We start from the raw sequence: 24,079 nt of genomic DNA, 5'->3' as shown, positions 1-24,079 counted from the left end.
TCCCCCACCGAAGGATCTCCGTGACCACTGACGCTCCCGCCCGCCGGGCCCTCGTCGTCGGTGCCTCCGGCATCGTCGGCCAGACCCTCGCCGCGACGCTGGCGGCCGATGGCTGGCAGACCTTCGGCCTCTCGCGCAGTGGCCGTGCGCCCGACGGCGTCACGCCGGTGGCTGCCGACCTCGGCGACCCCGACGGCCTGGTGCGAGCGCTGGAGGGCGTCGACCCGCAGCTCGTCGCCATCACGGCGTGGACGCGACAGGACACCGAGGAGGAGAACATCCGGGTAAACGCGGGTGCCGTGCGACACCTGCTGGCTGCCCTCGCGCCGTCCGGCTCCGTGCAGCACGTGGCCCTCATGACGGGGCTCAAGCACTACCTCGGCCCGTTCGAGGCCTACGGGACGGGCGAGGTCCCGGACACCCCCTTCCGCGAGGAGGAGCCGCGCCTGGACCACCCCAACTTCTACTACGCCCAGGAGGACGAGCTCTTCGCGGCGGCCGAGCGCGATGGCTTCACGTGGAGCGTCCACCGCTCGCACACCGTCCTCGGCTTCGCCACCGGCAACGCCATGAACCTCACGCTCACGGTCGCGGCCTACGCCGCCTTGTGCCGCGAGCTGGGCCTGACCTTCGTCTTCCCCGGGTCGCAGCAGCAGTGGGACGGCCTCACCGACGTGACCGACGCGGACCTGCTCGCGGAGCAGATCGTCTGGGCGGCGACCCACGACGCGGGTCGGGACCAGGCGTTCAACATCGCCAACGGCGACGTCTTCCGGTGGCGGACCCTGTGGCCGCGCATCGCGGATCACTTCGGCGTCCCGTGGGAGGGCTTCGAGGCCGAGCCACGCCCGTTGGAGGTGGCCATGGCCGGCATGGAGGACGCATGGCGCGACCTCGCGGAGAAGCACGGCCTGGCGGAGCCCGACCTTGGCCGTGTGGCCTCCTGGTGGCACACCGACGGCGACCTGGGACGCACGATCGAGTGCGTGACCGACATGAACAAGAGCCGCGCGGCCGGCTTCCTCGGATTCCGCGACACCCGTGAGAGCTTCTTCCACCACCTCGAGCGCTACCGCGAGGCCCGGATCATTCCCTGAGTCGGTCCCGGCGGCTCGTCCGTCGGCGGTCCGCCGACCCTGAGTGCGAGGTCACACGCGAGGGACTGCATGGACCGGGGCGAGGTGGGCACGTCGTCCCCATGACCCACGACAAGGACGACACAGCAGCCGAGGCTCGCGAGGGCCTGCTGGACAACATCGCCGGCAAGGCCAAGGAGGTCGTCGGTGCGGTGACGGGCCGCGACGACCTCGCCGAGGAGGGCCAGCTCCAGCAGGCCGAGGCCGCCCACCGCAAGGACGCCGTGGCCGAGAAGGCCGTCGCCGACGCCAAGCGCGACGGCGCGGCCCAGGAGCTGCGGGAGTCCAACCAGGAGGCCGCGGCGCACCAGGAGGCCGCGAACGACCAGGCCGACGCCGCCCAGCGTGCCGTCGACCGTGAGCGCCAGGAGCAGCACGTCGCCGCCGAGCGCGAGGCGGCGCAGCAGGAGGCGGTCGGGCGTCAGGCCGCCGAGCAGCGCGCCGAGGACGTGGCCGAGACGGCCGTGGGCGACGCCGAGGCACTGGCCGCCGACGCCGCCACCACCGAGCGCCAGGCCGCCGAGGACCGAGCGCGTCTCGAGCGCGAGGCCGATGCCGCCGCACGACAGGCCGCGCAGCTGCGCGACCAGGACCCGAGCCAAGGATGACCATGATCAGCACCCTCATCGCCCTGCCCTACGCAGCAGCACGGCTGCCCCTCACCGTGATCGACCGGGGACTGACGTCGCGCCTGCCGGAGTCGTCGGCCGTTCGCCTGACGGTGGACCGCACGATCGGCACCGCTGACCGCGCGGCCGGGACGCTCCTGCACCACGACGCCCTCGCCGCGCGCGGGACCGCCCGCATCGAGCGGGTCGACGCCCTCGTCGAGGCCGCCCGCCTCCAGAAGCAGGCCGACGAGCGTCGCGCGGCGGCCGAGCGCGTCGCCGCCGACGGTCGCCGCGAGGCCGAGCGGAAGCGTCAGGCGGCTGCCGAGCGCGTCGCCTCCGGCGCCACCGAGGCGACCAAGGCGGAGGAGCAGGGCAAGGAGCAGGCCGCACGAAAGGCCCAGGCCAAGGCGTCGGAGAAGAAGGTCGCCGCCGACGAGGTCGCCGCGCGCCGCACCGAGACGGTCGAGCAGCGCAAGAAGCGCGTCGCCACCGCGGCGGAGGCCAAGAAGAAGGCTGCCCGGACGAAGGCCAAGGCCGGCCTGGGCGAGGCGAAGAAGGCGAAGGACGCCGCGACCGAGGCGCACGCCGACGCCGAGGTGCTGGACGACCTCGTCGAGGCCAAGAAGGACGAGCGCACGCAGGACTGAGCGCGAGCGCGGGCGCCCCTGACGACCACGGTCGCCAGGGGCGCTCGTGCGTGCGGCGCGCAGCGACGTGCAGGATCTGCTCCGAGCCGTAGGCTCGGAGCCTCGCGCCCGATCGGACGCGCCGCATCCGCGGCGACCTCTCGCCGGAGCCGACCACCAGTGAGGGACGCCCATGTGCCGAGTTCTCGCCTACATCGGGCCGGAGGTCCCCGTCGAGAGCCTGCTGCTCACGCCGGAGAACAGTCTGGTCAACCAGTCGCTCGACCCGGAGCGTCACCCGCAGCTCCAGCTGGCCGGGTGGGGGTTCGGCATCTGGAGCGAGCACCTGCTGAAGCCCGACGAGCCCCTGCTCTACCACCGGCCGATGGCGGCGTTCTACGACGACAACGCGCCCGGCATCGTCCCCAGCCTGCAGGCCAGCACGCTGCTGGCCCACGTGCGGGCCGCCGACTACGACGCGAGCTGCGTGCTGGCCGACGAGAACTGCCATCCCTTCTCGTTCGACGGCGCCCCGTGGATCATCGCCCAGAACGGCGACCTGCCAGGCTGGCAGCTCCTTCAGCGTGAGCTGCTGCAGCACTGCAAGGACGAGTTCCTCAGCCAGATGCGCGGAACCACCGACACGGAGTTCCTGTACGTGCTCCTGCTGTCCCTGCTCGGTGACGACAGCGACGACGGCGTGCAGCTCGCGGTGGAGGAGCTGCTGCGACTCGTCGCCAAGGCGATGGAGACCCTCGACCTCCCGGCTCTGACGAAGCTGAAGATGGCGCTCGTCGCACCCGGACGCATCATCGGCGTCAACGCCGGGCTCGGACACCAGGGCGAGACCGCGCCCGAGGGCGACTGGCGCGAGCTGCGCAAGGCCGGACCGGGTACCGACGACTTCGCCCTGTCGATGCTGCTGGAGCCGATGTACCTGTCGACGGGACGCGACTTCGAGCACGATGCCGGGACCTACGGGTTCGGGCAGTACTCGCCCGAGGAGGCGACGTCGGCCATCTTCGCCTCCGAGCCCTTGACCGACGAGGAGGACGACTGGTCCCACCTCGAGTTCGGCCACGTCGTGTTCCTGCGCACGACCGACGAGGGGATCGACCAGGACGTCCGCGCGCTGTCGGTGTAGGGCGACGGCGGGCGGGTCAGACCTCGTGCCCTGCGCCGCCACGTCGGTGCACGGCCCACCCTAGGACGAGCAGGAGCACACTGAGGGCGAGGAAGCCGACGTCCCAGGACGCCGGCCCTCCCAGGTCGTCACGCACGTGGTGGATGCGGAGCAGGTGGTGGTTCACCGTGCCCTCGACGAGGTTGAACGCACCCCAGCCGATCAGCAGCATCCCGGCGTACGTGGCGAGGTCGGGTGACTCCTGGCGACGCGACTCGCGCACGAGGACGAAGGACCCCAGCAGCACGAAGAGCCACGTCACGGCGTGGAAGAACCCGTCAGCGACCGAGTTGAGCTCGAGTCCGGCGAGCGTCGTCGCAGGCTCGCGGTGGGACAGCATGTGGTGCCACTGGAGGATCTGGTGCAGGACGATGCCGTCGACGAAGCCTCCGAACCCGATTCCCATGAGCAGGGAGCCCCACGACGTCCTCCGGCGAGCGGCGGGGCGCGAGGTGGTCGTCATGCGTGGACCGGTACCCGCCCTCGGGGCCGGCAAACGCTGTCCGGGTGCCGGAGCCGACGCTTCTGCGCTCGACACCGTGAGTTCCGCCCCCCACCGGGTACGTGCCGGGTAGCGCCCGCGGTCGCGGGTGCGCGCCAGACGCCGGGACCGGCGTCCTGGACCCAGCCAGCGGAGGTCGAGACCATGGAACTCCAGCAGCTCTTCTCCACCATGGCGGTGGAGCTGAGTCCGCAGACCGACACGGAGGCTCTCGAGAGCATCGGACAGTACGCCTGTCGGGCCGTGGACGCCGACGACTCGGGCATCCTGCTCCTGCGAGCACGCGGACGGATCGAGACGCCGGTCAGCACCTCACGCGTGGTGAACGAGGCGCACGCCCGACAGGCCGAGCTCGACGAGGGACCGTGCCTCGACGTCGTGCGCACCGACACCTCCGTCCTGTTCACCGGTGACGCGGCTCGCGACCCCCGGTGGCCGCAGTGGGGCGCGTACGCCGAGGATCGCGGGTTTCCCAGCTCCCTGAGCGTGCGCCTGGCCGTCGGCGACCGCCGATACGGTTCGCTGAACGTCTACTCCCGGCGCCGCGACGCCTTCACCTCGAGCGACGCCGACACGTTGAGCGTCCTCGGGGCCCATGCGTCCGTGGCCCTGGCCGCGGCGCAGGAGCGTGCGCACCTCATGCGTGCGATCGACAACCGGACGGTCATCGGCCAGGCCCAAGGGGTCCTGATGACGGTCTTCGACATCGACGCCGAGTCCGCGTTCGCCTACCTGACGCGTCTCTCGCAGGGCCGCAACGTCAAGCTCAGCGAGGTGGCGGCCGAGATCGTGGACCAGCGCTCGGAGATCGCGTCCCGTTCGAAGGGCTGACCGGCGTCTCCGGCGCCTCTGGAACGACGAAGGGACCGGCCTGTCGGCCGGTCCCTTCAACGTGTCCGAGGGGGGACTTGAACCCCCACAGCCCTATCGGGCCACTAGCACCTCAAGCTAGCGCGTCTACCAATTCCGCCACCCGGACGTGGACCCTGAGGATCCGTGGTGCAGTCAGGAACTGTACCAGCCGGTCCGGGAGCGCTCAGCACCCCCACCCCCGCTCAGACGAGGTGGGAGACCGTGTGGATGACCAGGCCCGCGAGACCGCCGACGACGGTGCCGTTGATCCGGATGAACTGCAGGTCGCGGCCCACGTGCAGCTCGACCTTGCGGGCCGTCTCGTCACCGTCCCAGCGGTCGACGGTGGCGGAGATGATCGTCGCGACCTCGCCTCCGTAGTGGTCGACCATGTAGGCGACGGCCTCGGAGACGACCCGGTCGCCGCGTGCCTGGAGGGCCTCGTCCTCCTGGAGGCGGACGGCGAGGTTCTGCAGCTCCTGCAGAGCGCGGCGCCGCAGCATCCCCTCCTCGTCCTGCAGCGTGTCGATGAGGGCGCGACGCAGGGCGTCCCACACGGCGAGGCCCGTGCGGGTGACCTGCGGCTGGTTGAGCATGCGGGTCTTGAGCCGCTCGAACTTCTGCTGGGTCTCGGCGTCGTCCTCCAGGTCGTCGGCGAGGCGGCCGAGCCAGCCGTCCAACGCGCGGCGGGCGCGGTGGTCGGGCTGGCTGCGGATCTCGCTCACCCAGGAGACGGCCTCGAGGTGCAGGCGGGCGCCCACGCGCTCGTCGACCCACTGCGGGGTCCACCACGGTGCCCGCTCCCCCACGAGCGCGCTCACCTCGTCGGCGTTGTCGAGCAGCCACGCGTGCAGCTCGTCGAGGACGAGGTCGACCATGCCCACGTGGGCGCGCTCGGCCAGGACGTCGCCCAGCAGCTTGCCTGCGACCGGGGCGAGCGGCTCCTCGACGAGACGCGGGATGATCGCCTCCTCCACGAGCGCGGCCACGTCCTCCGGTCGCACGCGGGTGAGGGCGTGGGCCGTGATCTTCGACCCCTCGCGCACGAGCCGGGCCGCGTGGTCGCCGTCGGCCAGCCAGACACCCGTGCGTCGGGTCAGCTCGGCGGACTCGAGTCGTTCCTTGACGACCTCCGGGCGCAGGAAGTTCTCCGTGACGAACTCCTGCAGGCTGGCCCCGAGCGACGCCTTGCGTCGCGGGATGATCGCCGTGTGCGGGATCGGCAGCCCCAACGGGTGACGGAACAGCGCCGTGACGGCGAACCAGTCGGCGATCGCGCCGACCATGGCCGCCTCGGACGCGGCGTTCACGTAGCCCCACGCGCCGTCGCGCTCCCGCGTCAGCAGGAACACGATCGCGGCGACCACGAGCAGCGACGTCGCGACGACCCGCATCCGGCGCAGGCCACGACGGCGCTCCTCGTCGGCAGCGGGGTCCGACGACAGGGCCGGTCCGGACGCCGTGTCGGGACCCGACGACCGGGCGGGGCCGGGTCCGGTGGGGTCGGTCAGGGAGGTGCTCACGGGCCGAGCGTAGGTGAGCGCGAGGGCGTCGGCCGGTCGAGAGCGCCGAGTCGCTGATCACGCTGCGTAGACTTCTGCCATGAGCTTCAACGAGGGCGCTCGCCTCGACACCAGCCAGGTCACCGGGGGCCGGGCCCGCGGCGGGGCCGTCATCGGCGGGGGTGTCGGCGGCATCGTCGTCCTGCTCATCGGTCTCTTCTTCGGCGTCGACCTGAGCAGCGTCACGGGCGGCTCGAGCAACCCGTTCGACACCAGCCAGGTCGCCGCCCAGGGCGAGGAGTCCACCGAGGACTTCAGCCAGTGCCGGACCGGCGCCGACGCCAACCGCGACGACACCTGCCGCATCATCGGCACGGTCAACAGCGTCCAGGACTACTGGAACGACGCCCTCCCCGCCGACGTCGGCCGTCAGTACCGAGCGGCGCAGACGGTCATCTACTCCGGCAGCACGCAGTCCGCGTGCGGCACCGCCTCGAACCAGACGGGGCCGTTCTACTGCCCGTCCGACGAGCGCGTCTACATGGACGCGACCTTCTTCGAGCTGCTCTCGAGCCGCTTCGGGGCCGACGACGGCGCCCTGGCCCAGGAGTACGTGGTGGCGCACGAGTACGGCCACCACGTGCAGCACGTCCTCGGCCTGCTCGGACGCGCGCAGGAGGGCAGCGGCGCGACGGGCGGCGGGGTGCGGGTCGAGCTCATGGCCGACTGCCTCGCCGGGGTGTGGGCCCACCACGCCGCGACCACCGAGGACACGGACGGCAACACCCTGCTGAAGCCACTCACGCAGGCCGACGTCCGGTCGGCGCTGTCGGCCGCTGCCGCCGTCGGTGACGACCACATCCAGCAGTCCTCGGGCGCCACGGTGAACCCCGACTCCTGGACGCACGGCTCGAGCGAGCAGCGCCAGCGCTGGTTCCTGCGGGGCTACGAGGGCGGTACCGCCAACCAGTGCGACACCTTCGCCACCGACGACCTGTGACCGCGGCGCACACCCCGGGCCGCTCGCGGATCCGGGCCGAGGTCTGGCTGGTCCTGGGGCTGTCCCTCGGACAGTCCGCGGTCTACGCGGTGCTCAGCCTGGTGGCCACCCTGACCCGCGGGCCGCTGCGCGACGCGACCGCCACCCTCAACTCCTCGCGCAGCGACCGCGAGTGGCTGGACGTGACCTACCAGCTGCTCGGGATCGGCTTCGCGCTCGTCCCCGTCGCGCTCGCCCTCTTCCTTCTCGCCGGTGACGGCCCGGGCGTGCTGCGCAGGCTGGGGCTCACCGGCAGCAGCCGACGTCGCGTGGCGGCGGAGGGCATCGGCCTGACGGCCGTCATCGGGCTCCCCGGCATCGGGCTCTACCTGGCAGGACGTGCGCTGGGCGTGACCGCCGAGGTGCTCACCGTCCCCGAGAACGTGTACTGGTGGACGGCGATCGTGCTCGTCCTGGCCGCCTTCCAGAACGGCGTGCTGGAGGAGGTCGTCATGGTCGGCTACCTCTTCACCCGGCTCCGCCAGCTCGGCTGGGGGCCCTGGGCCGTCATCTGGACGAGCGCCGTGATCCGCGGCAGCTACCACCTCTACCAGGGCTTCGGCCAGGGCCTCGGCAACCTCGTCATGGGTCTGGTGTTCGGCTACTGGTACCACCGGACCCGCCGCCTCGCGCCCCTCGTGGTCGCCCACACGCTGCTCGACGTGTTCGCCTTCGTCGGTGTCCTGCTGCTCGGCGACCGGCTGGGACTCCGTTGATGGGCGGGGGGATGAAGATCGAGGTCGCTCCCGGCCTGCCGATCGCGGACCGGGCCGACGACATCGCCCAGGCCCTGCGTGACCACCAGGTCGTGGTCGTCGCCGGGGAGACCGGGTCGGGCAAGACCACACAGCTGCCGAAGATCGCGCGGCTCCTCGGCCGCGAACGCATCGTGCACACGCAGCCCCGACGGATCGCGGCCCGCTCGGTGGCGGCCCGCATCGCGCAGGAGTGCGAGGTCGGGCTGGGCCAGGAGGTGGGCTACGCCGTCCGGTTCGACGACCGCACGAGCGACGAGACGCAGATCCGGCTGGTCACGGACGGCCTGCTGCTGAGCGAGATCCACCACGACCGTGACCTGCGCCGCTACGACACCGTCATCGTCGACGAGGCCCACGAGCGCAGCCTCGCCATCGACTTCCTGCTGGGATACCTCAAGCAGCTGCTCCCCCGTCGTCCCGACCTGAAGGTCGTGGTCACCTCGGCGACGATCGACGTCGGTCGGTTCTCGGCGATGTTCGACGACGCGCCCGTGGTCGAGGTCAGTGGCCGCACGTACCCGGTGGAGGTGCGGTACCGCCCTCTCACCGATCCCGACGACGGCATGCTCGACGGGATCACCGCGGCCATCACGGAGCTCCCTCGCGAGGGCGACGTGCTGGTCTTCCTCTCCGGGGAGCGCGAGATCCGCGACGCCGCGGCGCACCTCGAGGGTCTGCGCTGGCGCCAGACGGAGATCCTGCCGCTCTACGGGCGGCTGGCGGCCCAGGACCAGGCCAAGATCTTCGCCTCGCACCCGGGGCGTCGCATCGTGCTGGCGACGAACGTCGCGGAGACGTCGCTGACGGTGCCGGGCATCCGCTACGTGGTCGACACCGGCTACGCCCGCATCTCCCGCTACAGCCAGCGGCTGAAGGTCCAGCGGCTGCCGATCGAGCCGGTCTCGCGTGCCAGCGCGGCCCAGCGCGCCGGACGGTGCGGTCGTGTGGCGGACGGCATCTGCATCCGGCTCTACGCCGAGGACGACCACGACGGGCGGCCCGAGTACACCGACCCCGAGATCCTGCGCACCAACCTCGCATCCGTCCTGCTGCAGATGGCCGCCCTCGACCTCGGCGACGTCGAGGACTTCCCGTTCCTCGACCCGCCGGACCGCCGTGCCGTCGGTGACGGACGTGCGCTGCTGGCCGAGCTGGGCGCGCTGCAGGAGGGCCGGGACGGACGCCCGCGCCTGTCACGGCTCGGGCGGACGATGTCGCGCCTGCCGACGGACCCTCGCATGGCACGCATGCTCCTGGCCGCGGACCGCCAGGGCTGCCTCGCCGACGTGCTGGTGATCGTCGCCGGACTGTCCATCCAGGACCCGCGCGAGCGACCGGCCGAGCACCAGGCACGGGCCGACCAGCTGCACGCCCGCTTCCGCAGCCCCGACTCGGACTTCCTGTCCTGGCTCGTGCTCTGGGAGTACGTGCGCGAGCGACGTGACGAGCTCAGCAGCAGCGCGTTCCGCCGCCTGTGCCGCGACGAGCTGCTGCACTACCTGCGGATCCGCGAGTGGCAGGACGTGCACGCCCAGCTGCGGCGTACGGTTCGCGACCTCGGGATGAAGCCCGGGAAGGTGGGCGCCGACCCCGCCGACGTGCACCGTGCACTGCTCACCGGCCTGCTCTCGCACGTGGGGGTGCGCCAGGAGGACTCCAAGGAGTTCCTCGGCGCTCGCGGCGCACGCTTCATGGTGTTCCCGGGCTCAGCGCTGGCGCGCAAGCCCCCACGCTGGGTGGTGGCCGGCGAGCTGGTCGAGACCGGACGTCTGTGGGGGCGCACCGTAGCTCGCGTCGAGCCGGAGTGGGTGGAGAAGGCCGCACCGCACCTGGTGAAGCGCCAGTACGCGGAGCCGCACTGGTCGGCTCGCCGTGGTGCGGCCATGGCCAAGGAGCGGGTCACGCTCTACGGGATCCCGCTCGTCGTCGATCGGCTGGTCCCGCTCGGGCGCCACGACCCGGTCCTGGCGCGCGAGCTGTTCGTCCGGCACGCGTTGGTGCAGGGCGAGTGGCGCACGCAGCACGGGTTCGTGCGACGGAACGCCGAGCGCATCGAGGCCGCGGAGGCCGTCGAGGACCGCGTGCGTCGACGTGGGCTGCGGGTCGACGACGAGACCCTGTTCGCGTTCTACGACGAACGGGTCCCGGCCGACGTCGTCTCCGTGCGGCACTTCGACGCGTGGTGGAAGCAGACCTCGCGCGACACCCCGGACCTGCTCGACCTCGACCCGGACTCGCTCCTGGCCGACGTCGGCGACCTGGAGCGGGACTTCCCCACCACGTGGACGTCGCAGTCGGCCGAGTACCAGGTGTCCTACGCCTTCGAGCCCGGCAGCGACACCGACGGCGTGATCGTCGACGTCCCGGTCGACGCGCTGCTGTCGGTGGACCCGGCCGAGTTCCTGTGGAACGTGCCCGGACACCGCGACGAGCTGGTGGTCGCGCTCGTCCGCTCGTTGCCGAAGCGTCTACGCCGCGAGCTCGTGCCGGTCCCGGACCACGCCGCTGCGCTGGTCGAGGTGCTGGACCCCTCGGATGGCCCGCTCCTGGAGCAGCTGGTGCGCGGCATCCGGCAGCGCACGGGCACCCTCGTCACCCCCGGCGACTTCGACCTCTCCGCCGTCCCCGAGCACCTGCTGGTCACGTTCCGCGTGGTCGACGACGGCACCGAGATCGCGCGGGGTCGCGACCTGGGCACGCTGCGGGCCGAGCTGAGCGACGTCGTGCGGCGCGACCTCGAGCAGGTGGCGGCCGCGGCTGAGCGCACGGGCATCACGTCGTGGGACGTCGGCACGATCGAGCGCACCGTTCCCGCGGGCCAGGTGACCGGCTACCCCGCGCTGGTGGACGCCGGTGCCTCGGTGACGCTCACGGTGCTCGACACCGAGGCCGAGCAGCAGGTGGCCATGGTGCGTGCCCAGGCACGCCTGCTGGCCCTGGGCACGCCGACGACCACGCCGTCGCTCGGTCGCACCCTCGACCTGCGCCAGAAGCTGTTGCTCGCCTCCTCCCCGTACCAGGACGCCGCAGCCGTGCTCGACGACTGCCGCCTCGCGGCTCTCGACGACCTGGTGACCCGGCACGGTGGCCCGGTGTGGGACGAGGCCGCGTTCGTGGCGCTGCGCGAGACGGCCCGGTCCGAGGTGCACGACGCGACCGCCGCGGTGCTCCGCGACGTGCTGCGCGCCCTCGAGAAGCTCGCCCAGGTGCAGCCCCAGGGTCCGGGCGAGGCCGCGGAGGACGTGCGGGTGCAGCTCAGCTGGCTCGTCCACCCGGGGTTCGTCCGCGAGCTCGGGGTCGCCCAGGTGCGGCGTCTGCACGTCTACCTCGAGGCGGCACGGCGTCGGCTGGCCACCCCTGCGAGCGAGCAGCTGCTGCGCGTGCAGGAGCTCGAGGCCGAGTTCCACGACCGCACCGACGGGCTCGGCGACCTGCGTCGGCACGCTGTCGACGTCCAGGAGGTGCGCTGGGCGCTCGAGGAGCTGCGCGTGAGCGTCGTGGCGCAGAACCTCGGGACGTCCCGGCCGGTCTCGGTCAAGCGGCTGCGGCGCATGCTCGACGACCTCGCCGTCTGACGACGACGCCCCGCGACCGAGGTGGTCGCGGGGCGTCGTGGTGGATCGGGTGGGGACGGTCGGTCAGCCGACGCCCATCAGGTCGATGACGAACACGAGGGTCTTGCCCGACAGGCGGTGGCCGCCACCGGCGGGACCGTAGGCGAGCTCGGGCGGGCACACGAGCTGGCGGCGTCCGCCGACCTTCATGCCGGGGATGCCCTGCTGCCAGGCGCCGATGAGGCTCGTGAGCGGGAAGCGCGCGGACTGGCCGCGGTCCCAGGAGGCGTCGAACTGCTCACCGGTGTCGAACTCGACGCCGACGTAGTGCACGTCGACGACGCCGCCGGGCGTCGCCTCGGCGCCGTCGCCGACGACGAGGTCCTTGATCTGCAGCTCGGTGGGCGCGGGGCCCTCGATGAAGTCCACTTCAGGCTTGGAGGTCATGCCGTCGATCCTCGCACACCGTGCCGGCGCCGCTGCGCGGCCGCCCGCCGGCCCCGTGGGACGGTCAGTCCTCCGCGCCGAGGGCGTCGTTGAGCCGGCCCAGGAGCTGTGCGAACGTGCGCAGCTCGGTGGGCTCCCAGTGCTCCAGCGCTGCCGCGAGGCGCGCGTGGCTGTTCTCGCGGTAGGCGTCGACGCGGCGCGTGGCCTCCGGCGTCGCCTTCAGCACGTGGGCGCGTCCGTCCTCCGGGTGCGGCGTGCGGTCGACCAGCTGCATCGTCTCGAGCAGCCGGACGGCGCGGCTCACGGTCGACTTGTGCACGTGCAGCGAGTCCGCGAGCTCGGAGGCTCGCACCCCCTCGCCCTCTCCCGTGCCGGCGTCGACGACGGCGAGCAGCAGAACGAACGTGCTGTAGTCGAGCTCCTCGTGGATCGAGGCCAGGCTGCGCAGCGAGCGCGCACGGACCTGCCGTACCAGCCGTGTCAGCTGGTAGTCGACGTCGAAGTCCGGCGGCAGCTCCCGATCCATGCGCACATCCTAGGTGGGGGTCCCACCGCGGCCTCCCCCGCACACGCCGAGGCCCCGTCACCGCGGTGACGGGGCCTCGGACCTGGGGACGTCGGGTCTCAGCGCAGCTGGGACGACGTGAGGTTCAGCAGTCGTCGAGCGACGATGAGCTGCTGGATCTGCTGCGTGCCCTCGAAGATGTCGAGGATCTTGGAGTCGCGCGACCACTTCTCGAGCAGCTCGGTCTCGCCGTAGCCCAGGGTGCCGGCGAGCTCGACGCAGCGCAGCGTGATCTCGTTGCCGACCCGACCGGCCTTGGCCTTGGACATCGAGGCCTCCATGGAGTTCGGCTTGCGGTTGTCCGCCAGCCAGGCCGCCTCGAGGGTCAGGAGCAGCGCCGCCTCGTAGTCGGCCTCCATCTGCAGGAAGGTCGCCGCCGCGTAGGACTGCGACGTCGCGGGACGGTCGTAGTCGACGACCACACCCGCGTCCTCGAGGAGCTCACGGGTGAGCTCCAACGCGGCCCGCGTGACGCCGACGGCCATCCCGGCCACGAGCGGCCGGGTGTTGTCGAACGTCGCCATCGCACCGGCGAAGCCCTGCTTGGTGTCGATCTCCTCGTTGCCGAGGATGTTCGCGGCCGGCACACGGCAGTTGTCCAGCACGATGACGGCCGTGTCGGACGCCCGGATGCCGAGCTTGTGCTCGAGACGCTCGACCCGGATGCCGGGCAGGGTCTTCGGCACCACGAAGCTCTTGATCGCGGCGCGACCGAGCTTGGGGTCGAGCGTGGCCCACACGACCACGGAGTCGGCCCGGTCGCCGGACGTCACGTAGATCTTCTCGCCGTTGAGGACGTACTCGTCGCCGTCCTTGATCGCCGTCGTGCGGATGGCCGCGGAGTCCGAGCCGCAGCCCGGCTCGGTGATGGCCATCGCGGCCCACGTGCCCTTGAACTTCTCGAGCTGCTCGTCGGTCGCGACGGACGCGATCGCGGAGTTGCCCAGGCCCTGGCGCGGCATCGACAGCAGGAGTCCGACGTCGCCCCAGCACATCTCGATGACCGAGAGGACCGACGAGAGGTTGGTGCCGTTCTTGACGGCGTTCTTGCCCTTGCCCTTGATCTCCTCGTCCTCGGTGCGGCGGACGCCGGCCGCACCGGCGCCCTGGCCCTGGCCGGAGTCGCCCATGCCGTCGATCAACGAGGCGAGGAGGTCGAGCTCCTTGGGGTAGGAGTGCTCGGCGAGGTCGTACTTGCGGGAGTTGGCGCGCAGGAAGTTGTCGGCGACCTCGTGGGCCTGCTGGACGAACCCGCGGAACTTCTTGGGGGTGTCGAGATTGATCATGATGTGGTCCGCCCTCAGACGAGGACTGCTCCTTCCAGGACTGCGACGGCCCGCAGGTCGCGGTACCACCGCTCCACCGGGTGCTCCTTGACGAAGCCGTGCCCACCGAGCAGCTGGACGCCGTCGGTGCCGATCTTCATGCCGTACTCGCTCGCCAGTCGGCGGGCGAGGGCGATCTCGCGGGAGGCGTCGCGACCCTGCTCGGCGCGCGAGGCGGCCTTCAGCGTCACGAGGCGCATGCCCTCGAGCTCGATCGCGATGTTCGCCACCATGAAGGCGACGGCCTGACGGTGGGCGATCGGCTCGCCGAACGCCTCGCGGGTCTTCACGTACTCCTTGACGTAGTCGAGCACCGCGCGTCCGGTGCCGACGGCCAGGGCCGCCCACGCGAGGCGGGAGAGCCGGACGCACTCGCGGTAGTCGTCGGTCGTGCCGAGCAGCGCCGTCTCGGGGACCACGACGCCGTCCAGGCGCAGGCGGGTGAGCCCGGCCGCACGCAGACCCATGGAGGGGTCCGCGGCCAGCGAGATCCCGCTGGTGCCGGACTCCACGACGAACAGCCGCGGGCTGCCGTCGAGGACGGCCCCCACGACGAACAGCTCGGCCTCGGTGCCGCGCACCACGCCGGACTTGATGCCGTCGAGGCGGTAGCCGCCGTCGGTCGCGGTCGCCGTGGTCTGCAGCTCGAACGGGTCGAACAGCGTGCGCGCCTCGGCGATCGCGAGGGCGGCCGCCGGGACGTCGTCGCCGGTGAAGGCCGGGAGGTACGTCTGCTGCTGCTCGTCCGTGCCCCACAGCGAGATGGCCGTGGCGACGGAGGCGGGCGCGAGGCAGGCGACGGCCTGGCCCATGTCGCCGTAGGCGAGCGCCTCGTTGACGAGCACGCCCGTGACGGCCGAGCGCTCCTCGGAGAGCCCGCCGAGGGACTCGGGGACGTTCAGCAGCGTGAGGCCGAACTCGGTGGTCTGGTCGAGCACCTCCTTCGGGGTGTCGTCGGCGTTCTCGGCGGCCTCGGCACCGGGGCGCAGGACCTCGGACGCGAACTCGCCGATGACGTCGACCATCATCTGCTGGTCCTCGGTGGGCGTCAGGTCGAACAGACCGCTGTCGCTCGTGGCGTCGAGGCGCTTCGGCTTGCCCGAGCCCTTGACCCGCTTGAACGTGCGGTTGGCGTTGGCCGCGACCTGGAAGCCGGACTTGGCGCCCTGGTAGACGGCGCGCTCGGTGGCCTTGCGCAGGCCGAGCTTGTCGATGGCCGGTGAGCTCGCGATGCGGTTGAGCACCGCAAGACCGATGCCCATGGGGTCTGGTCGGTTCGCCACGGGGTCTCCTTGACAGGGACGAAGGGGTGGATCGGGTCGAGAGGGTTTCCCGCCCAGGACGGCTGGGGGTGGTGCTGGTGGGGGTCGTGCCGGTGGTGCTGCATCCGACCGTACTGTAACTGTGAGTTGCAGTACGATGTGGTGATCGTATCCGACGTCACAGGTCGGAGTCCACGCATCGGCGCCAGCGTGTCCGCGATACGTTGTGACGCGTGGCATCGCACCCCTCTTCCCGTCCACTTCCCGACGGCGGCACCGTCCTGCCGATCACCCGGTGGGGCACGCCGGTCATGCACCACGAGCTGAAGGACGTCACCGAGTTCGACGACGCCCTCGCCACGCTCGTGCGCGACATGACCGCGACCATGCACGCCGCGAACGGCGTCGGTCTCGCCGCCAACCAGGTGGGCGTCGACCTCAAGGTGTTCGTCTTCGACTGTCCGGACGACGACGACGTGCGCGTCACGGGCGTGGTGGTGAACCCGGTGCTCACGCTGCCCGCCACGGCGGACCGCAACCTCGACACCGCGGACGAGGGATGTCTCTCGCTCCCGGGAGCCTTCACGGAGTGCTCGCGTCCCGACGTCGCGAGCGTGACCGGGTTCGACGAGACCGGGCGGCCGGTGGAGTTCCACGGCACCGGACTGCTGGCCCGCTGCCTGCAGCACGAGACCGACCACCTGTTCGGCACGGTCTTCGGCGACCGCGTGCCGGCCAAGGCACGCAAGAAGCTCCACAAGCGGCACGACGAGCTGGCCGACGCCTACCCCGACGACTGGCCGGTCACCCCGGCGTCGATCGAGGAGGACTGACCGCTCCCCCGTCGGTCCGTCACCGACCGCGCAGGTGCCAGCACGCCACCGCCACGGACGTCGCCACGTTCAGGCTGTCGATGCCGGCCGCCATCGGGATCGTCACGCGCACGTCGCTGCTGCGCTGCCAGTGCGCCGTCAGCCCCGGGCCCTCCGAGCCCACGACGAGTGCGAGCCGGTCGGGCACCTCGTGCACGTCCTCGAGCGAGACCGCGTCGTCGGCGAGCGTCATGGCGTAGGTCGTGAAGCCGTGCTCGGCGAGCAGGGCCGGCGTCGCGTACCAGTCGTCTGCACGGGCGTGGGGTACCGAGAACACCGCACCCATCGCCACCTTCACGGCGCGTCGGTAGAACGGGTCCGCGCACCGCGGCGAGAGCAGCACGGCGTCGAAGCCGAGCGCGGCCGCGACCCGGAAGACCGCCCCCACGTTCGTGTGGTCGACGAGGTCCTCGAGCACCACGACGCGGCGGGCGTCGGCCAGCACGACCTCGGGCGAGACGGGCGCGGGGCGACGGATCGCGGCCAAGGCTCCGCGGTGCACGTGGAAGCCCGTCACCTGCTCGATCCGCTTCTCGTCCATGACGAAGCACGGCGCGTCGCTCGCGTCGAGCACGTTGGCGAGGCCGTCGAGCCAGCGCGGTGCCATGAGGAACGAGGCAGCCTCGTGCCCGGCCTCGTGGGCTCGGCGCACGACCTTCTCCCCCTCCGCGAGGTAGATGCCGTGCTCGCTCTCGTGCGCCAGCCGCATCTGCACGTCCCGCAGGTCCAGGTAGTCGCCGAGACGGGGGTCGTCGAGGTCCTCGACGTGCTCGATCCTGGCCACCGCCCCACCCTAGGCCGTGCGCCCCGCCCCGATCGCCCCGCACGACCGCCCTGCACGACTCAGGCGTCGTCGCTAGCGTGGAGGCATGAGCCTCGAACGCCCCGTCACCCCGGACCCCTACCCGCTGCTCCCGGCCGCTGCGCCGTTCACCGTCACCAGTGACGACGTGACCGACGGCGCCCCGCTGAAGGACGACCAGGTCAACGCGCACGGCGACACCTCGCCCCAGCTCTCGTGGAGCGGTGCGCCCGAGGGGACGCAGTCGTACGTCGTCACGTGCTTCGACCCCGACGCGCCGATCGTCTCGGGCTTCTGGCACTGGACGGTCGTCGACGTCCCCGCCGACGTGACGTCGCTGCCGGCCGGTGCCGGCGCCGACGACGCCTCGCTCCCGGAGGGCGCCTTCCACGTGCGCAACGACGGCGGGACCAAGGCCTTCATGGGTGCGGCCCCGCCCGAGGGCGACCAGCCGCACCGCTACTTCTTCGTGGTGCACGCCGTGGGTGAGCCGACGCTGGGCGTCGACGGCGACGCCTCCCCCGCCGTCGTCGGCTTCAACCTGGCCTTCAAGACGCTCGGTCGCGCCATCCTGCACGGCACGTACCAGCACTGACACCGACGAGGACGGCCCCGGAGCGAGGTGCTCCGGGGCCGTCGTCGTGCTGCGGGTCCGTCAGGACGTCGGGGTGGGGGGCTCCGCCGGGGGCTCGTCGCCACCGAAGGTCGGGACGTCGGGCTCCTTGGACGGGCTGACGCCCGGCTTCTCGGCGGCCCGTGCGGCCTCGAGAGCCGCCTGGACGGCCGCCTCGGTGCCCGAGGACGAGGTCCCCGTCTCGATCGGCTCGTCGAGGTCGACCCGCTTCTTGCTGCCGCCGCCGTCGACGGGCACGGTGCCGACCGTCCCGCCGAGGGTGCCGAGCGCCTTGGTGAGCTCGGCCGGGATGATCCAGGTGGAGGCGTTCTCGCCACTCGCGATCTTCGGCAGGGTCTGCAGGTACTGGTACGACAGCAGCTTCTGGTCGGGGTTGCCGTCGTGGATCGCCTGGAAGACGGTCTCGATGGCCCGGCCCTCGCCCTGTGCGGTGAGGATGGCCGCCTGCTTCTCGCCCTCGGCCGACAGGATCGAGGCCTGCTTCTGGCCCTCGGCCGTGAGGATGGCGGCCTGCTTCTGGCCCTCGGCCGACAGGATCCGGCTCTGGCGGTCACCCTCGGCGGTCAGGATCGCGGCGCGCTTGTCACGCTCGGCGCGCATCTGCTTCTCCATGGCGTCGATGATCGACGGCGGCGGGTCGATGCCCTTGAGCTCCACGCGGTTCACGCGGATGCCCCACTTGCCGGTGGCGCCGTCGAGCTCGCCGCGCAGGCCGGAGTTGATCTGGTCGCGGCTCGTCAGGGCGTGCTCCAGGCTCATGCCACCGATGATGTTGCGCAGCGTCGTCATGGTCAGCTGCTCGATCGCCTGGATGTAGTGGGCGATCTCGTAGGTCGCGGCCACCGGGTCGGTGACCTGGAAGTAGATGACGGTGTCGATCGAGACCGTCAGGTTGTCCTCGGTGATGACCGGCTGCGGCGGGAACGACACGACCTGCTCACGCAGGTCGATCATGTAGCGCACCTTGTCGATGAAGGGCATGACGATGTTGAGGCCGGCCGTCAGGGTGGTGCGGTACTTGCCGAACCGCTCCACGATGCCGGCTCGGGCCTGCGGGACGATCTTGACCGTCATCGACACGACGACGACGGCGAGGATCGCCAGCAGGACCAGGAAGATGGTCAAGGCGGTCATGCGGTGGGCTCCTTCGAGGTGATGACGGCGGTGGCACCGTCGATGCTGGTCACGACGACCTCGGCGCCCGGCTCGAGCTCCCGGTCGTCGGTGGTGCGGGCCGACCACACCTCGCTGGCGAGGGTGATGCGACCGCCGAACGGGCCGACCGGCTCGAGCACGACGCCGGTGCGGCCCACGAGGGCGTGATGGCCCGTGGTCAGGGTGGGCCCGGCGTGCAGACGTGCGACGATCGGCGGCCGGGCCAGGAAGAGCAGCCCGACGGACACGACACCGAACAGCAGCATGGCCACCCAGAAGGGCGCCCCCACCGCTGCGGCGACGGCCGCGGCCAGCGCGCCGAGGGCGAACATCAGCAGGACGAGGTCGAGGCTGAGCAGCTCGGCCACGGCGAGCAGCACCGCGATCCCGACCCAGGTCACCCAGGCGTTGTCCGTCATCCACTCGATCATCGGTGCCCTCCTGTCGTCGGGGCGGCCCGTCGATCTTGGACCTGGCCCCCCACCGGGTGCGTCACGCTACCAGTCGGATCGTCGTGCAATCACCGCAACGCACGGCGCCCGTACTGGGCGCGACGCGCGGCGTACCGGCCGTCGACGTGGTCGAGCTCGAGGCGCATGCCGAAGGTGTGTCCGAGGGACTCGGCGGTGAGGACCTGCTCGAGCGGGCCGGCCTCGACGATCCTGCCGTCACGCAGCAGCAGCACGTGCGTGAAGCCCTGCGGGATCTCCTCCACGTGGTGGGACACCATGACGAGCACGGGGGCGCCCTCGGTGGAGGAGAGCAGGTCCAGGCTCGCGAGCAGGTCCTCGCGCGCTCCGAGGTCCAGGCCGGCGCCCGGCTCGTCGAGCAGGAGCAGCTCGGGGTCGGTCATGAGCGCGCGGGCGATCAACGTGCGCTTGCGCTCACCCTCCGACAGCGTGCCGAAGGTGCGGTCGGCGAGCCGGGTGATCCCGAGCTCGCCCATGATCTGGTGCGCGCGGGTCAGGTCGTCCTCGTCGTAGGACTCGTTCCAGCGGCCGGTGACCGCGTGCGCGGCGGACACCACCACGTCCTCGACGCGCTCGCCAGCAGGGATGCGGTCGGCGATCGCCGTGGCGCTGTGCCCGATGCGGGTCCGCAGGTCGAACACGTCGGTCTGGCCGAGACGCTGCCCGAGGATCTCCGCGGTGCCGGAGGTGGGGTGCAGGTGGGCGCCGACGACCTGCAGGAGCGTGCTCTTGCCTGCTCCGTTGGGGCCGAGGACGACCCAGCGCTCGTCCTCGCCGACCGTCCAGGACACGTCGTCGAGCAGGACCTTGCCAGGCCTCACCACGCTCACCGAGTCGAGCTGGAACGCGGTGGCCATGAGTGGGTCTCCTGCACTGTTCTCGCCGGCGGTCGACCGCGGCCGTTCGTCCGCGGCCACGATGCGTCCAACCTATCGCGACGTCCCATGCGCCGAAGCGGCGGCCGGACGATAGCCTCGTCCTCGATGACGCCCCATGTGCCAGCCGTGCACCTGACCTCGCCGACCCTGCTCGTGACGCTCACCGGCCCCGACCGCAGCGGCGTCTCGACCCGGCTCTTCGCGTGCCTGGAGCCGTTCGACGTCGAGGTCGTCGACGTCGAGCAGCTGGTCGTGCGAGGACGCCTGGTGCTGAGCGTCCTGGTCTCGTTGGCGAGCGACGCGGCCGGTAGCGAGCCTGTGCAGCAGGACCCCACCCCCATGGAGCGGTCCTTGCGTGAGGTGGCCGCCGAGCTCGGGATGGACGTCGAACTCGAGCACGGGGTGGGTGACAACCGCCCGCGCCGCGTCGGGCGCAGCCAGGTGACGGTGCTCGGCCACCCGCTGCGGCCGGCTGCCATGACGGCGCTGACCAGCCGCATCAAGGCCGCCGATGGGAACATCGACCGCATCCTGCGCCTCGCCCGCTACCCGGTGACCGCCCTGCGGCTCGAGGTCTCGGGCGCCGACCCCGACGTGCTGCAGGCCGACCTGGCGGCCGCTGCGTACGAGCACGGCGTCGACATCGCGGTCGAGGAGCGCGGGATCCTGCGCCATGCCCAACGGCTGGTCGTCATGGACGTGGACTCCACCCTGATCCAGGGCGAGGTCATCGAGATGCTGGCCGAGCACGCAGGGTGCGCCGACGAGGTCGCGGCGGTCACCGAGTCCGCCATGCGCGGCGAGATCGACTTCGAGGAGTCGCTGCGTCAGCGCGTCGCGCGCCTCGAGGGCGTGCCCGCCTCGGCGCTCGAGGAGGTCCACGCCGCGCTCACCTACACGCCGGGCGCGCGCACGATGATCCGGAGCCTCAAGCGACTGGGCTACCGCTTCGCCCTCGTGAGCGGCGGCTTCACCCAGATCATCGAGCGGATCGCCGCGGACCTCGGCATCGACTACGTGGCCGCCAACGAGCTCGAGATCGTCGACGGGCGCCTCACCGGCCGGGTCGTCGGCCGGGTGGTCGACCGCGCCGGGAAGGCCGAGGCACTGCGACGCTTCGCCGCCGAGGCGCGGATCGGCATCAAGAACACCGTCGCCGTGGGAGACGGCGCCAACGACCTCGACATGCTGGCGGCCGCGGGCCTCGGCATCGCGTTCAACGCCAAGCCCGTCGTGCGCGACCAGGCACGCACGTCGGTCAACTCGCCGTACCTCGACTCCATCGTCTACCTGCTCGGCATCACGCGCGAGGAGGTCGAGGCCGCCGACGCGGACGAGGACCACGCCGACGGCTCCTGAAGGGTCTCGGACCTTACTCGTCGTCCTCGAGCCGGAACCCGATCTTCATCGTCACCTGGTAGTGGGAGACGGACGTGTCGGTGATCTGGCCGCGGATGCCCTCGACCTCGAACCAGTCGAGGTGGCGCAGCGTCCTTCCGGCCCGCTCGATGCCGTTCTCGATGGCCTCGGTGACGCCGTCCGGGGAGGTGCCGACGATCTCGGTCACGCGGTAGGTGCGGTTGCTCATGGGGACATCATGCCTGCCCGGCGGGACGACCGGGACCGACGTACGCTGGAGGAGTGAACCAGACACCGTCGGACTCCTCGTCAGCAGGCCCAGGACAGCGCCGCGGTGATGCTGCCCAGCGCCGCGACGAGGCGGCCGAGCGCCGCGGTGAGCAGGTCTACTCCATCACGTCGGCGAGCACGGGCCACAGCGACGAGCTCGGCGCACGCGAGCTGCGGTACGCGCTGAGCATGGGCTTCCGCACGCTGTGCTTCATCGGCGGCGTCCTGGTCTGGAACCACGTGCTGTGGCTCGGCGTCCTGCTCTTCGTCGGTGCGGTCTTCCTGCCGTACACCTCGGTGATCCTCGCCAACGCCGGCGTGCGCAGCAAGGCCGACGGGAGCGACCTGATGAAGCCGTCCCCGTTCGGCGAGATCGGCGACGGCGCCCCTCGTGAGTGAGGAGCTGATCTGCTCGTCCAAGGGATGCACGGCCGCAGCGGTGCACCGGATCGAGTGGAACAACCCGAAGATCCACACGCCGGACCGGCGCAAGACCTGGTTGGCGTGCGACGAGCACGAGCCGACGCTGAGGTCGTTCCTGTCGGCGCGCGACTTCTACCGCGACACGCTGCCGCTGCAGGACGACGTCACCCCCGGGTGACCCGCTGCTCGTCACCTAGGGTCGGAGCATGCGTCCGCTCCCCCACCGTGCCGCGGCCCTGCTGCTGATCGCCGCCCTCGCCGCCGGGTGCGGCGGCGACGACGATCCCGCGGCCGCGCCGACGTCGCCTGGCACGTCGTCCGCCGCTCCGTCGCAGACCTCGAGCCCCGGAGCGGGAGAGCCGCTGGGCTCCCCGGTCGTCCCCGAGGGGCAGGACCCGCAGGACTTCCGGGCCGAGGTCGCGCTGGACGACGGCGCGCGCGTGGCCGCCTACCTGGTCGCCGGGACCGGTCTGGTGGTCCAGGTGCGGCCCGCTGGGCAGGACGACTGGAGCGCACCGGCCACGCTCGTCGAGTCGGCCGAGGACCCGTGCCAGGGCGTCGAGCTGCAGCAGGCCGGCGGCACGGTGGCGCTGACCGCAGGGTTCGGCCTCTACTGCTACGACGGCGAGCCCCCGCAGCAGGTCGTGGCTGCGGCGCTCGCGGGCGTCACCGACGCGTGGGACGTGCGCACGATCGACGACGTCGACGACTTCGAGTCGGTGACGGTGGCCGACGACGGCAGCCGCGTCGACTTCGACGGGTCGGGCGGCACGATCACCTGGACCGAGGGCCGCGGCTTCGACTGAGTCGCCAGGTCGCTCGGTCGCTCGTGCTGCTCAGCCGCCGATCGACGACATCGGTCGCGTGGGCTGCAGGAAGGTCGGGTCGTCGATCCCGTGCCCGGGGCGCTTGCCCCACATGGCCTCCGACCACCGGCGCGCCAGCTCCTCGTCGTCGGCGCCGTCGCGCAGCGGGCCCCGCAGGTCCGACTCCTCGCGGGCGAACAGGCAGGTGCGCACCTGGCCGTCGGCCGTGAGCCGCACGCGGTTGCACTCCGAGCAGAACGGCCGGGTGACCGAGCCGATGATGCCGACCGTGTGAGGGCCGCCGTCGACGAGGAAGCGCTCCGCCGGAGCGCTCCCGCGTCCGTCGAGCGGCGTGAGCGTGACGTGCTCGGACAGCCGCGTGAGGATCTCGTCGGCCGTGATCATCCGGCTGCGGTCCCAGCCGTGCTGGGCGTCCAGCGGCATCTGCTCGATGAAGCGCAGGTGGTAGTCCCGCTCCATGGCCCAGCGGAGCAGGTCGGGACCCTCGTCCTCGTTGAGGCCCCGCAGCAGCACGGCGTTGATCTTGACCGGTGCGAGACCGGCCTCGGCCGCCGCCTCCAGGCCGGCCACCACGTCGCGGAACCGGTCGCGCAGGGTGATCTTCGAGAACATCTCGGGGTCGGTGGTGTCGAGGCTGACGTTGACCCGGTCGAGCCCGGCGGCGGCCAGGGCCTTCGCCGTGCGGGTCAGGCCGAGCGCGTTCGTCGTGATCGCGGTGCGCGGCGAGCCGGGCATGGCCTTGGTGGCGGCGATGATCGAGGCGAGGCCGCGTCGCAGCAGCGGCTCTCCGCCGGTGAAGCGCACGTCGGTGACGCCGAGCCTGGTCACCGCGACGTGGATGAGGCGCACGACCTCGTCGTCGGTGAGCACCTCCGCGGTGGGCATCCAGTCGAGCCCCTCGGCCGGCATGCAGTACTGGCAGCGCAGGTTGCACCGGTCGGTGAGCGAGACGCGCAGGTCCGTGGCCACACGTCCGTGCCGATCACCGAGGTCCATCGCTCCATCCTAGGGTTCGCAGCCCAGCCCT

26 protein-coding genes and 1 tRNA gene are annotated in these 24,079 nt (G+C 71.7%); 14 read left to right on the top strand and 13 right to left on the bottom strand.

The genetic code is table 11. From position 1 onward, the window contains the following. The first annotated feature begins 20 nt into the window (after nucleotides 1-20). From NUV38_RS01200 to NUV38_RS01185, 4 genes are all read left to right on the top strand, one after another. Nucleotides 21-1,097, top strand: coding sequence for an SDR family oxidoreductase (locus NUV38_RS01200; RefSeq protein WP_257727381.1), 1,077 nt, complete (start codon nucleotides 21-23; stop codon nucleotides 1,095-1,097). Nucleotides 1,098-1,198: 101 nt separating this feature from the next. After that, on the top strand, nucleotides 1,199-1,744 hold the full coding sequence (locus tag NUV38_RS01195; protein ID WP_257727380.1) for a hypothetical protein: 546 nt from the start codon (nucleotides 1,199-1,201) through the stop codon (nucleotides 1,742-1,744). Between the two features lie 2 nt (nucleotides 1,745-1,746). After that, on the top strand, nucleotides 1,747-2,394 hold the full coding sequence (locus tag NUV38_RS01190; protein ID WP_257727379.1) for a hypothetical protein: 648 nt from the start codon (nucleotides 1,747-1,749) through the stop codon (nucleotides 2,392-2,394). Between the two features lie 172 nt (nucleotides 2,395-2,566). After that, nucleotides 2,567-3,517 carry a class II glutamine amidotransferase gene (locus NUV38_RS01185; protein ID WP_257727378.1) on the top strand — a complete coding sequence of 317 codons (951 nt, stop codon included), beginning with the start codon at nucleotides 2,567-2,569 and terminating at the stop codon, nucleotides 3,515-3,517. 16 nt (nucleotides 3,518-3,533) lie between these two features. Here the strand turns inward: NUV38_RS01185 and NUV38_RS01180 are convergent, their stop codons facing one another. Continuing rightward, a complete protein-coding gene (locus tag NUV38_RS01180) occupies nucleotides 3,534-4,019 on the bottom strand; it encodes a DUF2243 domain-containing protein (RefSeq protein ID WP_257727377.1) in 486 nt (161 codons plus the stop codon). Between the two features lie 183 nt (nucleotides 4,020-4,202). Here NUV38_RS01180 and NUV38_RS01175 point away from each other — a divergent pair, with 183 nt between their 5' ends. Continuing rightward, nucleotides 4,203-4,889: a GAF and ANTAR domain-containing protein gene (locus NUV38_RS01175; protein WP_257727376.1), complete on the top strand. Its 687-nt coding sequence runs from the start codon at nucleotides 4,203-4,205 to the stop codon at nucleotides 4,887-4,889. A 62-nt stretch (nucleotides 4,890-4,951) separates the two neighbouring features. On the opposite strand, the gene NUV38_RS01170 is transcribed toward NUV38_RS01175, so the two are convergent. After that, nucleotides 4,952-5,037, bottom strand: a tRNA-Leu gene (locus tag NUV38_RS01170). Between the two features lie 76 nt (nucleotides 5,038-5,113). Further along, nucleotides 5,114-6,433 (bottom strand): DUF445 domain-containing protein, encoded by a 1,320-nt coding sequence (locus tag NUV38_RS01165; RefSeq protein WP_257727375.1) that lies wholly within the window; start codon nucleotides 6,431-6,433, stop codon nucleotides 5,114-5,116. A 79-nt stretch (nucleotides 6,434-6,512) separates the two neighbouring features. On the opposite strand from NUV38_RS01165, the gene NUV38_RS01160 reads away from it, so the two are divergent. Genes NUV38_RS01160 through hrpA form a run of 3 tightly spaced genes read left to right on the top strand, consistent with a single transcriptional unit; the run spans nucleotide 6,513 to nucleotide 11,784 of the window. Next, a complete protein-coding gene (locus NUV38_RS01160; protein ID WP_257727374.1) occupies nucleotides 6,513-7,412 on the top strand; it encodes a neutral zinc metallopeptidase in 900 nt (299 codons plus the stop codon). Further along, nucleotides 7,409-8,167 carry a CPBP family intramembrane glutamic endopeptidase gene (locus NUV38_RS01155; protein WP_257727373.1) on the top strand — a complete coding sequence of 253 codons (759 nt, stop codon included), beginning with the start codon at nucleotides 7,409-7,411 and terminating at the stop codon, nucleotides 8,165-8,167. The genes NUV38_RS01160 and NUV38_RS01155 overlap by 4 nt, the downstream gene beginning before the upstream one ends. 11 nt (nucleotides 8,168-8,178) lie before the next feature. After that, nucleotides 8,179-11,784, top strand: a complete 3,606-nt coding sequence (gene hrpA / locus NUV38_RS01150; protein WP_257727372.1) for an ATP-dependent RNA helicase HrpA — start codon at nucleotides 8,179-8,181, stop codon at nucleotides 11,782-11,784. A 63-nt stretch (nucleotides 11,785-11,847) separates the two neighbouring features. Here the strand turns inward: hrpA and NUV38_RS01145 are convergent, their stop codons facing one another. The 4 genes from NUV38_RS01145 to NUV38_RS01130 all read right to left on the bottom strand — a co-directional run bounded on the left by NUV38_RS01145 (nucleotide 11,848) and on the right by NUV38_RS01130 (nucleotide 15,383). Next, a complete protein-coding gene (locus NUV38_RS01145) occupies nucleotides 11,848-12,210 on the bottom strand; it encodes an FKBP-type peptidyl-prolyl cis-trans isomerase (protein ID WP_257727371.1) in 363 nt (120 codons plus the stop codon). A gap of 64 nt (nucleotides 12,211-12,274) precedes the next feature. Beyond that, nucleotides 12,275-12,736, bottom strand: a complete 462-nt coding sequence (locus tag NUV38_RS01140; RefSeq protein ID WP_257727370.1) for a MarR family winged helix-turn-helix transcriptional regulator — start codon at nucleotides 12,734-12,736, stop codon at nucleotides 12,275-12,277. Between the two features lie 98 nt (nucleotides 12,737-12,834). Further along, on the bottom strand, nucleotides 12,835-14,061 hold the full coding sequence (locus NUV38_RS01135) for an acyl-CoA dehydrogenase family protein (RefSeq protein WP_257727369.1): 1,227 nt from the start codon (nucleotides 14,059-14,061) through the stop codon (nucleotides 12,835-12,837). A gap of 14 nt (nucleotides 14,062-14,075) precedes the next feature. Further along, a complete protein-coding gene (locus tag NUV38_RS01130) occupies nucleotides 14,076-15,383 on the bottom strand; it encodes an acyl-CoA dehydrogenase family protein (RefSeq protein ID WP_257727368.1) in 1,308 nt (435 codons plus the stop codon). A 212-nt stretch (nucleotides 15,384-15,595) separates the two neighbouring features. Here NUV38_RS01130 and def point away from each other — a divergent pair, with 212 nt between their 5' ends. After that, nucleotides 15,596-16,195 (top strand): peptide deformylase, encoded by a 600-nt coding sequence (def, locus tag NUV38_RS01125; protein ID WP_257727367.1) that lies wholly within the window; start codon nucleotides 15,596-15,598, stop codon nucleotides 16,193-16,195. Nucleotides 16,196-16,214: 19 nt separating this feature from the next. Here def and NUV38_RS01120 read toward each other — a convergent pair whose 3' ends face one another. Continuing rightward, nucleotides 16,215-17,018 (bottom strand): RNA methyltransferase, encoded by an 804-nt coding sequence (locus NUV38_RS01120; RefSeq protein ID WP_257727366.1) that lies wholly within the window; start codon nucleotides 17,016-17,018, stop codon nucleotides 16,215-16,217. An 85-nt stretch (nucleotides 17,019-17,103) separates the two neighbouring features. Between NUV38_RS01120 and NUV38_RS01115 the strand changes: the two genes are divergently transcribed. After that, complete coding sequence (locus NUV38_RS01115; RefSeq protein WP_257727365.1) at nucleotides 17,104-17,631, top strand: YbhB/YbcL family Raf kinase inhibitor-like protein; 528 nt, start codon at nucleotides 17,104-17,106, stop codon at nucleotides 17,629-17,631. Between the two features lie 60 nt (nucleotides 17,632-17,691). Here NUV38_RS01115 and NUV38_RS01110 read toward each other — a convergent pair whose 3' ends face one another. The 3 genes from NUV38_RS01110 to NUV38_RS01100 form a co-directional block, all read right to left on the bottom strand. Further along, on the bottom strand, nucleotides 17,692-18,804 hold the full coding sequence (locus NUV38_RS01110) for an SPFH domain-containing protein (protein WP_257727364.1): 1,113 nt from the start codon (nucleotides 18,802-18,804) through the stop codon (nucleotides 17,692-17,694). Further along, nucleotides 18,801-19,256, bottom strand: coding sequence for an NfeD family protein (locus NUV38_RS01105; protein WP_235492963.1), 456 nt, complete (start codon nucleotides 19,254-19,256; stop codon nucleotides 18,801-18,803). Before NUV38_RS01105 ends, NUV38_RS01110 begins: the two co-directional genes overlap by 4 nt. 89 nt (nucleotides 19,257-19,345) lie before the next feature. Continuing rightward, nucleotides 19,346-20,152, bottom strand: a complete 807-nt coding sequence (locus NUV38_RS01100) for an ABC transporter ATP-binding protein (RefSeq protein WP_257727363.1) — start codon at nucleotides 20,150-20,152, stop codon at nucleotides 19,346-19,348. Between the two features lie 126 nt (nucleotides 20,153-20,278). Here NUV38_RS01100 and serB point away from each other — a divergent pair, with 126 nt between their 5' ends. Further along, nucleotides 20,279-21,532 (top strand): phosphoserine phosphatase SerB, encoded by a 1,254-nt coding sequence (gene serB, locus NUV38_RS01095; protein WP_257727362.1) that lies wholly within the window; start codon nucleotides 20,279-20,281, stop codon nucleotides 21,530-21,532. Between the two features lie 13 nt (nucleotides 21,533-21,545). Here serB and NUV38_RS01090 read toward each other — a convergent pair whose 3' ends face one another. Further along, the gene (locus NUV38_RS01090; protein WP_055968093.1) at nucleotides 21,546-21,761 is read right to left on the bottom strand and encodes a dodecin; all 216 of its coding nucleotides are present in this window, start codon (nucleotides 21,759-21,761) and stop codon (nucleotides 21,546-21,548) included. Nucleotides 21,762-21,814: 53 nt separating this feature from the next. Between NUV38_RS01090 and NUV38_RS01085 the strand changes: the two genes are divergently transcribed. The 3 genes from NUV38_RS01085 to NUV38_RS01075 are packed head-to-tail and all read left to right on the top strand — an operon-like array spanning nucleotide 21,815 to nucleotide 23,031. After that, nucleotides 21,815-22,201: a DUF3099 domain-containing protein gene (locus tag NUV38_RS01085; RefSeq protein WP_055968090.1), complete on the top strand. Its 387-nt coding sequence runs from the start codon at nucleotides 21,815-21,817 to the stop codon at nucleotides 22,199-22,201. Further along, the gene (locus NUV38_RS01080) at nucleotides 22,194-22,403 is read left to right on the top strand and encodes a hypothetical protein (protein ID WP_055968088.1); all 210 of its coding nucleotides are present in this window, start codon (nucleotides 22,194-22,196) and stop codon (nucleotides 22,401-22,403) included. Before NUV38_RS01085 ends, NUV38_RS01080 begins: the two co-directional genes overlap by 8 nt. A gap of 28 nt (nucleotides 22,404-22,431) precedes the next feature. Then, nucleotides 22,432-23,031, top strand: a complete 600-nt coding sequence (locus NUV38_RS01075) for a hypothetical protein (protein WP_257727361.1) — start codon at nucleotides 22,432-22,434, stop codon at nucleotides 23,029-23,031. Nucleotides 23,032-23,061: 30 nt separating this feature from the next. Here NUV38_RS01075 and moaA read toward each other — a convergent pair whose 3' ends face one another. Beyond that, the gene (gene moaA, locus NUV38_RS01070; RefSeq protein ID WP_257727360.1) at nucleotides 23,062-24,048 is read right to left on the bottom strand and encodes a GTP 3',8-cyclase MoaA; all 987 of its coding nucleotides are present in this window, start codon (nucleotides 24,046-24,048) and stop codon (nucleotides 23,062-23,064) included. Nucleotides 24,049-24,079 lie beyond the last annotated feature (31 nt).

The organism is Aeromicrobium sp. 50.2.37 (assembly GCF_024655735.1).
In the GTDB taxonomy this organism is placed as follows: domain Bacteria; phylum Actinomycetota; class Actinomycetes; order Propionibacteriales; family Nocardioidaceae; genus Aeromicrobium.
The sequence above is the reverse complement of the archived record's forward strand: the minus strand, read 5'-3'. Positions and strand labels throughout refer to the sequence as shown.